Origin of the sequence: Streptosporangium sp. NBC_01639 (assembly GCF_045209755.1) — a bacterium.
GTDB lineage: Bacteria > Actinomycetota > Actinomycetes > Streptosporangiales > Streptosporangiaceae > Streptosporangium.
In genome coordinates this window covers 4,866,117-4,880,201 of the sequence record NZ_CP109272.1, presented here as the reverse complement: position 1 = coordinate 4,880,201, position 14,085 = coordinate 4,866,117, and the positions used below count along the sequence as shown (strand labels likewise).

Sequence of the window (14,085 nt, the reverse complement as noted above, 5' to 3'; positions counted from 1 at the left end):
TCCGCTTATATGGAACTCCAACTTGACGGATCCGGGGAGCCCGGATCGACACGGCGGCCGGGCGGGACGGGCATCCCGACCGCCTCCGGTGCCGCCCTCCGAAAGCTCCGGTGCCACCCTCCGAAAATCGATCAGCCACTTCGGCGAGGAGTGAGCCGATGAAATCCGGTGAGGTACCTCATGACGTGGCAGAGGGGCAGCAGCGTAAACGAGGGGGAACGATGGGCACCGTCGCCGAACAGTTCATCGAGGTGCTGCGCCAGGCCGGGGTGGAGCGGGTCTACGGGGTGGTGGGCGACAGCCTGAACCCGGTCGTGGACGCCATCCGCACGACCAAGGGCATCGAATGGGTGCACGTGCACAACGAGGAGGCCGGGGCGTTCGCCGCCGCGGCCGAAGCTCAGGTCACGGGCCGGCTGGCGGTCTGCGCGGGGAGTTGCGGCCCGGGCAACACGCATCTGATCCAGGGACTCTACGACGCCCATCGCAGCGGAGCACCGGTGCTCGCGCTGGCCTCGCACATCCCCAGCGCGCAGATCGGCACGGGATTCTTCCAGGAGACCCACCCCGAGCGGCTGTTCGTGGAGTGCAGCGGCTTCTGCGAGATGATCAGTACGGCCGGGCAGATGCCCCGGGTGCTGCGCACCGCCGTCCAGCACGCGCTCGGCCACAGCGGCGTCGCGGTCGTGGTGCTCCCCGGCGACGTGGCGGGCCTGCCGACCGAGCACGACACGGGCACCCACGACTTCCTCACCCGGCAGGGCACGGTCCAGCCGCCCGCCGACCAGGTGGCGGAGCTGGCCACGGCGCTGAACGGCGCGGAGAAGGTCATGCTGTTCTGCGGGGCAGGCGCGCGCGGGGCGCACGCGGAGGTCATGTCACTGGCCGCGCAGACGCTGGCACCGGTCGGGCACGCGCTGCGCGGCAAGGAATGGATCCAGTACGACAACCCGTACGACGTGGGGATGAGCGGGCTGCTCGGATACGGCGCGTGCTACGAGGCCATGAACGAGGCCGACCTGGTGGTGCTTCTCGGCACCGATTTCCCCTATGACGACTTCCTGCCGGGCCGGCGCACCGTCCAGATCGACCACGACCCCGCGCGGCTGGGCCGCAGAACCCCGCTGGAGCTGGCCGTACACGGCGACGTCCGTGAGACGCTGCGCGCCGTCCTGCCCCAGGTCGCCCGGAAGTCGGACCGGCGCTACCTCGACAAGATGCTGTCCCGGCACGTGAAGGCGCTGGACACCGTCGTGAACGCCTACACCCGGAACATCGAGCACCACACACCGATCCACCCGGAGTACGTGGCGAACATCGTGGACGAGCTCGCCGCCGACGACGCGGTGTTCACCGTGGACACCGGCATGTGCAACGTCTGGGCGGCGCGCTACCTCACACCCAACGGCCGGCGCCGGGTCCTCGGCTCCTTCAGGCACGGGAGCATGGCCAACGCCCTCCCGCACGCCATCGGCGCGCAGTCCGCCGATCCGGAGCGGCAGGTCGTGTCGCTCTCCGGCGACGGCGGCCTGGGCATGCTCCTCGGCGAGCTCCTCACCGTCCGGATGCACGGCCTCCCCGTCAAGATCGTGGTTTTCAACAACTCCGCGCTCGGCATGGTGAAGCTGGAGATGCTGGTCGACGGGCTTCCCGACTTCGGCACCGACCTGCCACCTGTCGACTACGCGGCGATCGCCGCCGCGATCGGACTGGGTTCGGTCCGGGTGGAGAAGCCCGCGCACGTCCGCGCGGCGCTCACCACGGCCTTCGCAACACCCGGCCCCTACCTGGTGGATGTGGTCACCGACTCCGACGTGCTCTCCATGCCGCCGCGCATCACCGCGAGACAGGTCAAGGGGTTCGCCCTGGGGGCGGGCAGGACCGTACTGACCGGCGGGGTGGGGCGCATGATCGACATGGCCCGGGCGAACCTGCGGAACATCCCGCGCCCCTGAAACCGGCCGGGCAGCACCCGGGTCGGCCGCGGGGGTCCGCGGCGGCCGTGGGCGCCGGACTGTCGGTGTCTCCGTACACAATGGCGCCCATGGAGAAATGGCGTGAGGTCCGCCAGACCGTGCACACGTTCGCGCTGAGCCTGCCGGAGGCCTACGAGGACCACCCATGGGGCGGCACCGTCGTCAAGGTCAACAAGAAGATCTTCGTCTTCCTCGGTGTCCAGGAGCCGACCGAGAAGTGGAGTCCCACCGTCGGGGTGAAGCTGCCGGAGTCGAACGGCCACGCGCTGGCGGTCGAGGGCGCCAAGCCTTCGGGATACGGACTCGGCAAGGCGGGATGGGTGACGATCCCGCTGATGGGCGAGCTGCCTGAGACCGAGGTGCTGCTCGACTGGATCGAGGAGAGCTACCGGGCGGTCGCCCCCAAGAAGCTCGTCGCCGAGCTCGACGCCTCCTGACAGGGCGGTGACCGGCACCATTCGACTGGTACGGCATCCGTTGGGCGGGACGGGCTCCGTGTCGGCGTGGCTCCGCGAAGTGACACTTGACAACTGTAAGTATATATATCGTCACGCCAGGTCGCCAAAGCGCGGGCGGGACTCACAATCCGGCCGGCGGGTTAGCCGCGGCCAGAGAGCCGTGCTCCAGGAGGAACGGTCCCTATGTTCACGCCCAACTCCCGAATGGACGCCACAACCACGCGCACCCGACCGAAGGGGAAACGGCCCACGAAAGGGCTGGCCGCGTTGACCATGGCCGGATCTCTCACCATGGTTCTCGCCGCCACCGCTTCGCCGCCCGCCACCGCATTGCCGGCCCCCTCCGAGTCCCCGAAATCCGCCGCGGCTCCGAAGCTCAAGCCATCCGGGGAGTCCAAGACGGCCCGCAGGCCCAAGACATCCGGGAAATCCGCCTCATCCCGAAAGCTCGCTGCGGCGCCGACCCCCACCCCGACGACCACCGAGGCGCCGACTCCCACCCCGTCGGCCACCGCCACCGCTACCGCCACCGCCGCCTCCGATGCCACCGTCTCTTCCACCACCACCTCCACACCCACCAGGACGCCGCACCTCAGGCTTCCCACGCTCGCCGAGCTCGCCAGCAGGAAATGCACGCCGGGCTCCTTCTTCACGATCAATTCCTTCAGGCCGAAAAACTTCTTCATTCCCCGCACCCAGACCATCGACGGCCCCGGCGGCTCGGTGACGGCGTCGGTCCGGCGGCAGCACCGCGTGTATTTCGAGGTTGAATTCGAATTGGAAAAGAACCTCGAAAAGCAGCGGGAGGCCCAGGTCACCAAGGACAAACTGCTCGACATATTCCGGCGGCTGGTCCGGCTGCGGAACAACCTGAACCCGCTGATCGCCGAAGAGCACATCGTCGATGTCGGACACGAATACACGCATCCGATCACCGACGGAATGTACGGCCACCTGTGGTACCGCGTCTTCGGCTACCGACTCGGGTTCACGCAGTGGTACAGGGTCAGCAGTTGCGGCGTGCACAGGGTCACCGCCGGTGTGGCCAGCGTCCCCGCGAGGGTGGAAGGCTGGAAATACTGGGAGACCGAGCACCCGACTTTCCAGGGGCACCGGATCTGGAAGTGATTCCGCGCGGCCGGCCGGATCGGGAAGACCGCCGGCCTGGAACGGGGTCTTCCGGACCGCGCCCCGTTCCGCGAGGCGGAACCCTCCAGGGTTCCGCCTCGCGGAACGCCGGCCCTCAGGTGACGGCCAGGCGCCGCTGGTAACGCTCCTCGCGCCAGTGCTCCTTCTCCAGCACCTCGGCCAGGACGGCGACCGCGTCGTAGATGTCGGTGAAGCGGAGGTAGAGCGGGGCGAAACCGAAACGCAGGATGTCGGGGGCCCGGAAGTCACCGTGCACACCGCGGTCGATCAGGGCGCGCATGACCGGGTAGCCCTCGGGATGACGGAGGCTGACCTGGCTGCCGCGGCGCTCCGGGTCCCGGGGAGTGACCAGCTCAAGGCCGTACGGCGCGCAGAGCTCCTCGGACAGGTCGATGAAAAGCGACGTCAGCGCCACACTTTTGGCCCGGACCTGTGCCAGGTCAGCCCGCTCCCAGATGTCCAGCGACGCGTTGAGCGGGGCGAAGGCCAGCACGTGCGGGGTGCTCACGGTGAAGCGCCGGATGCCCTCGGCGGGACGGTAGCCCGGCTCGAACGCGAACGGCGCCGCATGGCCGTGCCAGCCGGTCAGCATGTGCTCGGCCTCGGCTTGGTGACGCGGGTGGACGTAGATGAAGGCGGGGGCCCCCGGGCCGGCGTTGAGGTATTTGTAGGTGCACCCGACCGCGAAGTCGGCCGTCGACATGTCGACCTGGAAGGCACCCGCGCTGTGGCACAGGTCCCAGATCATCAGCGCACCCGCCGCCTGGACCCGCGCGGTCACCGCGGCGGTGTCGTGACGCTCCCCGGTCCGGTAGTCCACCTCCGACATCAGCACGCAGGCGACGTCGTCTCCCAGCGCCTCGTCGAGGACCCCGATGTCACGGACCTCGTAGCCGCCCAGCGCCTTGGCCAGCCCCTCCACCACGTAGCGGTCGGTCGGGAAGTTGGCCAGGTCGGAGATGATCACCCGGCGGCCGGGGCGGAGGCCCAGGGCGGCCGAGACCGCCTTGACGATCGCGATCGAGGTGGTCTCGCCGACCACCACCTGTCCGGGGCCCGCGCCGATCAGCGGGGCCAGGCGGTCGCCCGTGGTCAGCGGCAGGTCGAACCAGCCGGCGGAGTTCCAGCCGCCGACCAGTTGGCGGCCCCACTCCTCCTCCACGACCCGCGCCGTCGCGGTCGCGGCTGCCCGGGGCAGTGCGCCGAGCGAGTTTCCGACCAGGTAGATGGTCTCTTCGGGCAGGACGAACTCGTCCCTGAGGTGCTTGAGGGGGTCATCCGCGTCGAGGGCGACGCAGTGCGCACGGCTGATGGTCACGGATCATCTCCTGGTTGGGTCCTTACAGCCTCTCCATCATCCGGCATCGGCGAAAACGGTCATAGGGCGGTCCCGGGACGGGCACCCCATGGGATGTGAAACAGGGGCAACTCTCCGGGATCAACGGGTAGGGAACCGTCTGAGCACCGATACGGCCGCGACAACCCGCAGGAGGATTCTCATGGAAACCCGCACCGAGAAGGTGACCGTCGCCGGCGGCGCGTTCGACCTGCACCTCTGGCTTCCGGAGAGCGGCGGCGGCCCGGTCGTCCTGCTGCTCCAGGAGATCTTCGGGGTCGGCCCCTACATCAGGAAGGTCGCCGAGGACCTGGCGGCTCTCGGATACGTCGTCGGCGCGCCGGACCTGTTCTGGCGGATCCGTCCCAACTGGGTGTCCGACCACAGTGAGGCCGGGGTGGCGGCGTCGATGGAGCTGGCCTCCGGGTTCGACGTTCCTCATGGAGTGTCCGACTCGGCCCAGGCGCTGGCGCACCTGAGGGCGTTGCCCGAGGCCGCGGGCGGTGCCGGAGTGATCGGGTTCTGCCTGGGCGGTTCGGTCGCCTATCTCCTGGCGGCCACCACCGAGGTGGACGCGGTGCTGTCGTTCTACGGCTCCGCCGTACCGGACGCCACGGGTCTGATGGAGAAGATCTCCTCTCCGCTGCTGCTGGTGTTCGGCGGCGCGGATCCCTACATCCCCCGCGAGCGGGTCGCCCGGGTGGAGGAGGCCGCGGCCGGTCGGCCGAACGTCGAGATGCACGTCGCCGAGCAGGCCGGGCACGCCTTCCACAACCACGAGGCCCCGCAGTTCCACAGTCCGGAGGCCGCGGTGGCCGCGTGGAAGCGCGCGGTCGCGTTCCTCGGGCGTCATCTCGGGTGAACCCGGTCCGCGACGGCGGTGGCCGTCACGAGCAGGATGCTCACTCCGTCGGCCCCGGAGGCGACGACCGCCATGTGCCCGGTCCCGAAGCGACGATCGAGGAGCGGACGGAGCCCTCGCCTGAAAGCCAGGTTCGTGTATCGAACGGTGCTGTCCGGCCGGAGGCCGCTCCCGGCATCATTTCTCCATGCAACAGGCATGGCACGTATGGGGAAATATCATTATCTGGGCTGTTTCGGCGGTTCCGCCGGCCATCGTCGCCGCCTGGCTCCTCACCCTCCGCCGCATCCGTGCCGGCCATCCCTTCCCGGCCCGTACGGCCGTCGCCGACACCGCCATCGTGGTCGGCACCGCTCCCTGGGTCTGGATGATCCTCACTCCGGGAGCGGGGCGCGAGGGCATCAGCCTCATCCCGTTCGTGGACCTGTGGTCGGTGCTCCAGGGAGCCCCTGGGGCGGCCTTCGTGCAGGTCGGAGGGAATCTGCTGGTCTTCGCCACCCTCGGCGCGATGCTCCCGGTCCGCTCTGTGCGGTTCGCCGCACCGGCCAGGGTCGCGGCCGTGGCGGCCACCGCATCGCTCGGCGTGGAAGTCCTTCAGTACGTTCTGCGTCTGGGCCGGGTGAGTTCCGTAGACGACGTGCTGATCAATACGGCGGGTGCCGTACTGGCCGCGACCGTCACGCGGCGATGGTGGGCTCGGCGAATAGCGGCGGAGACCGTTCTACGGTAACGGACCGGAAAAACCCCCGAGGATCGCCACACGGGCACGATCCTCTCAAAATAAGCACGGGACCAACCTCTGTATCTGTGCGATCGTGGACAAGACGGGGCAAGTTCTCTGGAGACGCCAAACCCGGTTGGTGACAGAGGGTGATTAAACGTGCAGCAATCCCCGGTTCCTCCCGAGCCCCCGATCTATCGGCGTATTGCCGACGGGCTTCGCGAAGCGATCCTGTCCGGTGAACTCCGAGACGGGGATCGGCTTCCGGGCGAGAACGCCCTGATGGCGCAGTACGGGGTAGCCCGTGCGACCGCCAGACAGGCCCTTTCCGTACTCATCAACGAAGGACTGGCCGTGCCCAAGCGCGGCTCGGGAGTCTACGTCCGGCAGTTCCAGCCGATCAGGCGGCACGGCTCGCGGCGACTCTCCCAGCAGCAGTGGGGGCAGGGGCAGGCGATCTGGGAGTCGGACACCAGGGGCCGCCGCTATTCCGTGGACGACGTCACTATCGACAGGGAGGTGGCCGAGGACGCCGTGGCCCGGGTCCTGAACAGCGACGAGGTATGGGTGCGGCGCCGGCGCTACTCGGTGGACGGCAGGCCGGTGCAGCTGTCCGTCTCCCACTTTCCCGCCGTCCTGGTCGAGAACACCGCGATCACACGGCACGACACCGGACCGGGAGGCGTCTACGCACGCCTGGGCGACCTCGGTCACGCTCCCGTGCACTTCAGTGAGGAGGTGCGCGCCCGCATGCCCCATCCCCACGAGACCGTCCAGCTCGACCTCCCGGCCGGCACTCCGGTCATCGTGATCGGCCGGATCGCCTACACCGAGAGCGGCGTCCCGGTGGAGGTCAACGAGATGATCCTTGACGCCGCTTCTTATGTACTTCAATACGATTTCGACTCATAGATCAAGTCTGTCCGTCAACCGATAGGTTGACCTGTCTCTTGCGATCATTGATTTCTCTAGAGAGGTGCCTCACTTTCAGAAGTGGAACGTCACACAGGCGGGCCTGGGCGCGGGGAAGGTGCGTAGGTAGATGTCATTCGACCGGCATCTGGCGGAAATCGCCCGGGAGTTCGCTGATTGGACGATCTGGCGGAGTGACGCGGGTCGGTGGTGGGCCACCCGCCACCACCCGCTGACCGTCGCCCAGCGTGAGGCCGGCTGTGCGATGACCATCGACGCGGACGAGCCGGAAGGACTGCGGGAGCAGTTACGTGATCAACAGGACCGTTCCGACGGAAGGGATTCCTGGTAGCCGCCCGGTGCCGGATCAGCGGAGCTGACGCTGCTCCGGCACCGGGCCCCCAGTCGCGGAAGCCCTCGACCCTATCGGGGGCGGGGGCTTCCGCCTGATCCCGGCATGCCGGGGCGCCCCGGCATGCCGTGGAGCGACGCCCCGGGGCGGCGGGCACACCGTGGAGCGACCCCCGGGGCGGCGGGCACACCGTGGAGCGACCCCCGGGGCGGCGGGCACACCGTGGAGCGACCCCCGGGGCGGCGGGCACGCCGTGGTGCGACCTCCCTCAACGGAGGTCGCGAACCGGTGGTCGAGCACCTGAGGCCGCCGGGGGCGGCTTCCCGCCCTCGACGCCACAGGCCAGTGGGGGTCCGCGCCGCCGAAGAGGAACGGGGCATCAGCGTCCGGCGGCGTACTCGCCGCTCTCCTTCGGGGCCCGGCGCGGGTCCGTACCGGGCTCGTCGAGATCCTCGGCACCGCCGTCGGCGAAACGCCGGCCGCCGTCCTCAACCTCGTCCTCGTCCTCGTCCTCGACGATCACCCGGACCGCCTCGACATCGGCCTCGACATCCGGCTCGGCATAGGCGTCGAGCCCACCCTCCGGCTCCGGCCTGACGTCGGACCCGGCAGCGAGCACGACCTCGGACTCGTGCTCGTGCTCGGACTCGTGCCCGGTGCCCGCGGCCGGAACGGCGACGGCGGGGTGAGCGGGAGCCGGCGGGAGCACCGCGGCCTCGTCGATCAGCGCTCCGGCGGCGTTCTCCCGGTGGATCAGGTCCCCCAGCACGGCACCCATCTCGTTGAGACGGCGCATGACCTCGCGGTGGGTGTCGGTGAGATAGGAGACCCGGCGGCCGGTCGTCTCGTCCAGGACCGCGGAGCGCTGCTGGGCGGACGTCAGCATGGAGTGCGCCTCGGCGTTGGCGGAGGAGACGGTCGCCTCGGCCTCCGCCCTGGCACTGCCCAGCGTCGACTCGGCCTCGGCCCGAGCACTCCCAAGCGTCCGCTCCGCCTCGTTCCTGGCCGAGGTGACCATCCGGTCCGCCTCGGTGCGGGCGCCGCGCAGGGTCTCGTCGGACTCCGCACGGGCCGCGTTGAGGGTCTCCTCGGCGTCTCCGCCGGCCTGGGCGAGCATCTGCTCGGCGGCGGCGGTGGCCTCCGCGACCCTGCGCTCGGCCTCCTGCTGGGCGGCGTTCATTATGCCCTCGGCACGCTCCAGCGCCGAGTTGACGAGCCGCTGGGCCTCGTCGGAGGCATGCTCGCGCACCTTGCCGGCCTCGGCCTCGGCGACCTGCTTCTTGGAAGCCGCCTCCTCCTCACCCAGCTTCAGGATCTGGCTGAGCCGCTGGCCGAGCTCGTCATAGTCTTGTGGAGCGTCGGAAAGTCTCCGCCGGGCCTCGGCCAGCTCGACCCGGCTCTGCTCGGCCTGCCCGATCGACCGTGCGAGCCGTTCCTCCAGATCGCGGATCTGGTTGCGGTTGCGGTTCATGTAGTCGTGAACCTGGCGACGGTTGTAACCACGCATGACGACCTCGAACGAGTCCTCATGCATCAGATCGGGAAAGCTCTCGTGCTGGTTTGTCATGGCGCTGCCCGTGGATGTTGTGTGGCGGGAAAGGAGACGTCAGGACACGACTTTCCTGCTTACCGCCCAAGTCCGCAACCGGAACGCCCGACCTGCTTGCGGAAATATCGGACAATCTCACTCCCCGTAACATCAAACGCATGGACACCAACCCCTACATCGCCTCCCTCGACGGCGGCGCGATCCCGCAGATCCACCCAGAGGCCTACGTCGCCCCCGGCGCGGTGATCGTCGGCCGGGTACGGCTCGGCCGTGCCGCGAGCGTCTGGTACGGCGCGGTCCTGCGAGGAGACGACGAGCTCATCGAGGTCGGCGAGGAGTGCAACATCCAGGACCTGTGCTGCCTGCACGCCGACCCGCGTGAACCCGCCGTACTGGAACCCCGGGTGAGCCTGGGACACAAGGCCATGGTGCACGGCGCCCACGTGGAGACGGGCGCGCTCGTCGGCATCGGCGCCATCGTGCTCGGCGGCGCCCGGATCGGAGCGGGCTCGCTCATCGCGGCCGGCGCCCTGGTGGGGCCGGGCAAGAAGATCCCGGCCGGGGTGCTCGTCGCGGGCGTCCCCGGGAAGGTGGTCCGTGAGCTGACCGACGACGACCGCGCCTCCTTCGCCGGCACCCCCGGCAACTACATGGCCAAAGCCGGGCGGCACCGGGCCGCGACCATCGTCGCCGACGTGCCGGTGGACCACTGACGCGCCGGGACGCGATCGGTAACATGACCGCCGTGCGGCAGTGGGACTGTTTCGACACCATGGAAAGCGATGTGCGCACCATGGTCGCCGACCACCGGTGGTCGGCGCTCGCGCTGCCCGCACGCGCGCAGGCCATCGCGCTGCGCACGCTGACCACTCCGGACGGCGGACGCTGGCTGTTCGGCGCGCATGCCCGGTGGTACCGGCAGGATCCGGCCGACGGTCACTGGCACCTGTCCGCCCCGCCCGCCGATCCCGGTTTCCGGGCGGCGGCGCGCGTCGTGCACGCGACTTCGACGATCTCGCTGAACCTGGTCCCGGCCGGCCCCGACTTCACGGTGGACCGGGGGTCGGTGCAGGGGTTCGTCGGCCCGGACGTGCCCCCCGAGATCACCGAGCGGGTCCGCGAGCTGGTGATCGCCCAGCGCGGCCGGCGCCGGGAGGACTTCCCGCTCACCGGGCCGTTCACCGAACTCTTCGCCGGAGAGGTGGCCAGTCCGGTCGCCGCGGTCTGGGGCACGCTGATGTGGTGCGCCTACGCCCCGGCCTTCGACGGCAACGAGGTGCTGCTGTCGATGTTCGGTGAGTTCCTGGCCCGGCCGCTGCCCGGGGACGAGTGGGTCCGGTGGCTGCCTCCGGCCTCGCTGGACGACCTGGTGGCACTGTACGGCGAGCGGGTCAGGGCCGGGCACCCCGAGGCCGGTCTGCGGCTGGTCGCGCTGATGGCCGACACCGCCGAGGCGATCCGTGACGACCGGCGGTTCCGTCCCCGTGCCGATGCCCTGCTGACGATGGTGGAGCCGGTGCTCCGCCGTACCGGCCCCGACTCCTCCGTCGCCCATCAGGGCGACGACGCCGTACGGCGGGCCTGGCTGTCACGCTGCCCGCCTCATGTGACGCTGCCTGACTCCGCACCGGCGGAGCACTTCCAGCACGCGGTCTACGACCTGGTGCAGGCGCTGGGGTTCATCGTGCCGAAAGGCGCCGACCCCCGGGCCGTGGCGGCCTCGCTGCTGGCCGCCGACCTGGCGGCGTCCGCTCCCAGAGCGGCCGACGCGCTCTACCCGTGGCTGGACCCGGAACTGCGGCACATCCTCCACGTGGTGCTCAACGACCCGTCGCATCCGCTGCGGGGATGCTGGCCGCGCTCCGGCGAGCTGCCCGCCGCACTCCATCCGCCGGATCGGACCTCGGCTGCGGCCCTGCTGGGGGCCGCCTACGCCACCGGACTCGCATGGTGCCGCCTCAGCGGGACCACGGTGCCGGACCGGGGGTTCACCACGGCTTCGGCGCTCGTGCATCGCCTGGCGCACGAGCGGGACGACCCTGCTCCGGGCATATCAGGGACCTTCCCCGGCCACTTCTGACATATATTGTCACGCCCAACACACGAATAGAGTTATTTTTTCCCCGCTTGTCGCTGTATCCCGCTCTCCCTCGGGGCATCAGGTGATTGTCTGAATTGTGATCTCGCAATCGGGAAATGATCCTCCTGAGGTCGCGACGGTGCCGTAAGGAATGGTCCCGATGGGCCATGGGCACGAAAGACCGCCCGCCGTAACCTCGAAGTGGGTGTGGGCTGCGGAAGGAAGGACGACGCGGTGGGGCACGACGACCTGGACTCTAGAGTCCACGACCGTGTCGCGTTGGACGAGATCGCGCTCTATGCAGAGGTGCTTACCGCCGTAGCGATCAGCGAACGGCCGCTCACCTTGGCGGAGCTCGACAACGCGCTCGGATTGAGTGCTTCGGCGATCTGCTGAAGCAGATGAGAAACCGTCCAAACGAGCTAGTCCCGGACTCCTCGCCAGGGGTCCGGGACGTGGTCCGTAAAGATGGCCCGGTGACTAGTCACGAACGGACGAGGCGGGCGATCGCCGCCGAGGCCTCCTTGACCTTCTCCTCCGCCTCGGGACCTCCGGTGCTGATGGCGTCGGCGACGCAGTGCCCGATGTGGTCCTCCAGCAGGCCGAGCGCCACCGCCTGGAGGGCGCGGGTGGCGGCCGACACCTGTGTCAGCACGTCAATGCAGTAGGCATCCTCTTCGACCATTCGCTGCAGGCCTCTTATCTGCCCTTCGATCCGCCGTAGCCGGGTCAGATAGGCCTGTTTGTCTGTGCTGTACCCATGCATGTCATAACGGTACCCGCGTCAGGCGGAGCGGGAAGTGGCCAGGATGAGTTTCTCCCACTGCTTGGCCACCGAAGGCGCCGCGTGGGCGGCTGCGGCCTCCAACGCGCCGGCCGCGAGCTCCCGGCGCCGGCGCTCGTCGTCGATGAGCGCGAGCAGCGCTGAGGCGTACGCCTCGATCTCGCCCTCCCCCTCGGGGACCAGGACCCCGCTTCGGCCGTCGGTCACGAACTCGCCCGGCCCTCCGGGACTGTCGAACCCGATCACCGGCACCCCGCTGGCCATGGCCTCGATCACGGTCATCCCGAGCACCTCGGCCCGTGAGGTCACCGCGACGACCGACGCCTTGGCGAACTCCCCGGTCAGATCGGAGGTCAGTCCCATGAAGTAGACGTGGTTGTGCAGGTTGAGGTCCTGGACCAGGGCACGGAGCCGCCTGTCCTCCGGCCCTCCGCCGTAGAGGCGCAGCCTCCAGTCGGGGCGTTTGTCGGCGACGGTGGCAAACGCGCGGATCAGCCGGTCATAGGCCTTCACCGGCACCCAGCGACCGCCGGCGGCGACGATGCGGTTGTCCATCCGCGAGCGTGGCCAGGGGCCGGCGGGGAGCGCGTCCGGGATCAGCCCGACCTCGACGCCGTCCAGCAACCGGTCCCACTCCCGGCGGCTCGCCTCGGTGGCGGTGACCACCGCGTCCAGGCGAGGGTAGAACCTTCTGACCGGCCCGGGCACCGACGGGCTGCCCCACTCGCGGGCGATCCGCACGGTGTCACGGGGCGCGTGCCTGGCCACCTGGACGCTCAGCCCCGGCCGGGTACTGATGACCACGTCGGCCCTGAGCGCGCGCAGCCGCCGCCAGAGGGCGACCTCGGTGCGCATCTGCCCCTGCGGCAACAGATGCCGGGCCCCGGGCTGGGCGTCGACCACCCAGGAGAGCGTCACCCCGGACTCCACGGGGAAGAACGATCGCTCCTTGTGGCGGCGGAGACTGAGAATCTCGACGTCATGGCGGCCGGCCAGCTCTCCCGCGAGGTTGACGGCCGAGCGGACATCACCCCGCATGCCGGAGAGGGAGGGGACGAGCAGGCAGATCCTCACCCTCCGACCTCGATCCTGAGCTCGTCGTCGGCGGTGTAGCGGGGCCTGATCGGCACTCCGTCGATCTCCTCGGCCGGGTAGTGCAGGCGGCGGCGCTTGCCGTCCACGTCGTCCAACCGGGAACCGAGGCGGAGCGGCGCGGCCAGGCCGTCCACCTCCAGCGAGGGCTCCCAGATACCCGTCTGCTCGGGGGCGGCAGCGAGCACGTCGCACAGTGAGAGCGCGGCGTGGAAACGCACCCCCTGGACCGTCGCGCCCACGGTCAGCTCGGCGTCGGGATGGTTACGGCGCAACGCGAGCCGCGCAACGCGCCGGGACTCGTCGTCGTCGAAGCCGGTGAAGGCCAGCAGGCCGGTGACCTCGAAGCGGCCCTCCCGGAACCAGACCGCACGGACCTCGGCGACCGGTTCCGCGTCGTCGACCTTCAGCGCCAGGAAGCCGTTGCGCGTCCGGTAGGCCCGGTGGGCCAGCGTGCGGCGGCTCAGGGCGTAGGTGTCGAGCCGGTCGAGGGAGAAACCCGGATCGATGCTCGGCAACCGGGTGCGGATCCCCTCCTGCTCCAGGTAGACGTCCCAGCGGCCGGGGGTGAGGGGCAGCGGTGCGAGCGAGACCGCGAGGGTCGCGTCGCGCGCCTCGGCGCCCGGGGTGCCCAGCACTACCGCGCGCTCCACCGCGGTGGCGCGGTGCCGCAGCACGAGCCCGGTCCCGCTCGCCAGCGGGCCGTCGAGGGACAGGCGGAGTGAGAGGACGTCGGTCAGAGTGACCTCGGCATCCGTGACGACGACATGCATCGTCAGCTCCCTCCCCGTCGAATGAGCTACGCGACGTTGAG

15 protein-coding genes are annotated in these 14,085 nt (G+C 69.6%); 9 read left to right on the top strand and 6 right to left on the bottom strand.

The features are described from left to right. Window positions 1-221 precede the first annotated feature (221 nt). Complete coding sequence (locus OHA77_RS22320; protein WP_406311478.1) at window positions 222-1,955, top strand: pyruvate dehydrogenase; 1,734 nt, start codon at window positions 222-224, stop codon at window positions 1,953-1,955. Window positions 1,956-2,044: 89 nt separating this feature from the next. After that, the gene (locus tag OHA77_RS22315; RefSeq protein WP_406311477.1) at window positions 2,045-2,413 is read left to right on the top strand and encodes an MmcQ/YjbR family DNA-binding protein; all 369 of its coding nucleotides are present in this window, start codon (window positions 2,045-2,047) and stop codon (window positions 2,411-2,413) included. Between the two features lie 161 nt (window positions 2,414-2,574). On the opposite strand, the gene OHA77_RS22310 is transcribed toward OHA77_RS22315, so the two are convergent. Then, window positions 2,575-3,120 (bottom strand): hypothetical protein, encoded by a 546-nt coding sequence (locus OHA77_RS22310; protein WP_406311476.1) that lies wholly within the window; start codon window positions 3,118-3,120, stop codon window positions 2,575-2,577. Window positions 3,121-3,211: 91 nt separating this feature from the next. On the opposite strand from OHA77_RS22310, the gene OHA77_RS22305 reads away from it, so the two are divergent. Next, window positions 3,212-3,562 (top strand): hypothetical protein, encoded by a 351-nt coding sequence (locus OHA77_RS22305; protein ID WP_406311475.1) that lies wholly within the window; start codon window positions 3,212-3,214, stop codon window positions 3,560-3,562. A 115-nt stretch (window positions 3,563-3,677) separates the two neighbouring features. On the opposite strand, the gene kynU is transcribed toward OHA77_RS22305, so the two are convergent. Continuing rightward, on the bottom strand, window positions 3,678-4,901 hold the full coding sequence (gene kynU / locus OHA77_RS22300; protein WP_406311474.1) for a kynureninase: 1,224 nt from the start codon (window positions 4,899-4,901) through the stop codon (window positions 3,678-3,680). 181 nt (window positions 4,902-5,082) lie between these two features. Here kynU and OHA77_RS22295 point away from each other — a divergent pair, with 181 nt between their 5' ends. The 4 genes from OHA77_RS22295 to OHA77_RS22280 all read left to right on the top strand — a co-directional run bounded on the left by OHA77_RS22295 (window position 5,083) and on the right by OHA77_RS22280 (window position 7,766). Beyond that, the gene (locus OHA77_RS22295) at window positions 5,083-5,781 is read left to right on the top strand and encodes a dienelactone hydrolase family protein (RefSeq protein ID WP_406311473.1); all 699 of its coding nucleotides are present in this window, start codon (window positions 5,083-5,085) and stop codon (window positions 5,779-5,781) included. 187 nt (window positions 5,782-5,968) lie between these two features. Next, on the top strand, window positions 5,969-6,511 hold the full coding sequence (locus OHA77_RS22290) for a VanZ family protein (protein WP_406311472.1): 543 nt from the start codon (window positions 5,969-5,971) through the stop codon (window positions 6,509-6,511). Between the two features lie 150 nt (window positions 6,512-6,661). Then, complete coding sequence (locus OHA77_RS22285) at window positions 6,662-7,414, top strand: GntR family transcriptional regulator (protein ID WP_406311471.1); 753 nt, start codon at window positions 6,662-6,664, stop codon at window positions 7,412-7,414. Window positions 7,415-7,544: 130 nt separating this feature from the next. Next, window positions 7,545-7,766 (top strand): hypothetical protein, encoded by a 222-nt coding sequence (locus tag OHA77_RS22280; RefSeq protein WP_326826348.1) that lies wholly within the window; start codon window positions 7,545-7,547, stop codon window positions 7,764-7,766. Between the two features lie 379 nt (window positions 7,767-8,145). Here the strand turns inward: OHA77_RS22280 and OHA77_RS22275 are convergent, their stop codons facing one another. Then, window positions 8,146-9,333, bottom strand: coding sequence for a hypothetical protein (locus OHA77_RS22275; protein ID WP_406311470.1), 1,188 nt, complete (start codon window positions 9,331-9,333; stop codon window positions 8,146-8,148). Window positions 9,334-9,473: 140 nt separating this feature from the next. Here OHA77_RS22275 and OHA77_RS22270 point away from each other — a divergent pair, with 140 nt between their 5' ends. Together OHA77_RS22270 and OHA77_RS22265 are read left to right on the top strand one after the other, a co-directional pair. Further along, window positions 9,474-10,028: a gamma carbonic anhydrase family protein gene (locus OHA77_RS22270; RefSeq protein WP_406311469.1), complete on the top strand. Its 555-nt coding sequence runs from the start codon at window positions 9,474-9,476 to the stop codon at window positions 10,026-10,028. Between the two features lie 23 nt (window positions 10,029-10,051). Then, window positions 10,052-11,395 carry a hypothetical protein gene (locus tag OHA77_RS22265; RefSeq protein WP_326826351.1) on the top strand — a complete coding sequence of 448 codons (1,344 nt, stop codon included), beginning with the start codon at window positions 10,052-10,054 and terminating at the stop codon, window positions 11,393-11,395. Window positions 11,396-11,879: 484 nt separating this feature from the next. On the opposite strand, the gene OHA77_RS22260 is transcribed toward OHA77_RS22265, so the two are convergent. Genes OHA77_RS22260 through OHA77_RS22250 form a run of 3 tightly spaced genes read right to left on the bottom strand, consistent with a single transcriptional unit; the run spans window position 11,880 to window position 14,044 of the window. Continuing rightward, on the bottom strand, window positions 11,880-12,161 hold the full coding sequence (locus OHA77_RS22260) for a metal-sensitive transcriptional regulator (RefSeq protein ID WP_326826352.1): 282 nt from the start codon (window positions 12,159-12,161) through the stop codon (window positions 11,880-11,882). Between the two features lie 18 nt (window positions 12,162-12,179). Continuing rightward, complete coding sequence (locus tag OHA77_RS22255) at window positions 12,180-13,253, bottom strand: glycosyltransferase (protein WP_406311468.1); 1,074 nt, start codon at window positions 13,251-13,253, stop codon at window positions 12,180-12,182. Continuing rightward, on the bottom strand, window positions 13,250-14,044 hold the full coding sequence (locus OHA77_RS22250; RefSeq protein WP_406311467.1) for a hypothetical protein: 795 nt from the start codon (window positions 14,042-14,044) through the stop codon (window positions 13,250-13,252). Before OHA77_RS22250 ends, OHA77_RS22255 begins: the two co-directional genes overlap by 4 nt. Window positions 14,045-14,085: the final 41 nt, after the last annotated feature.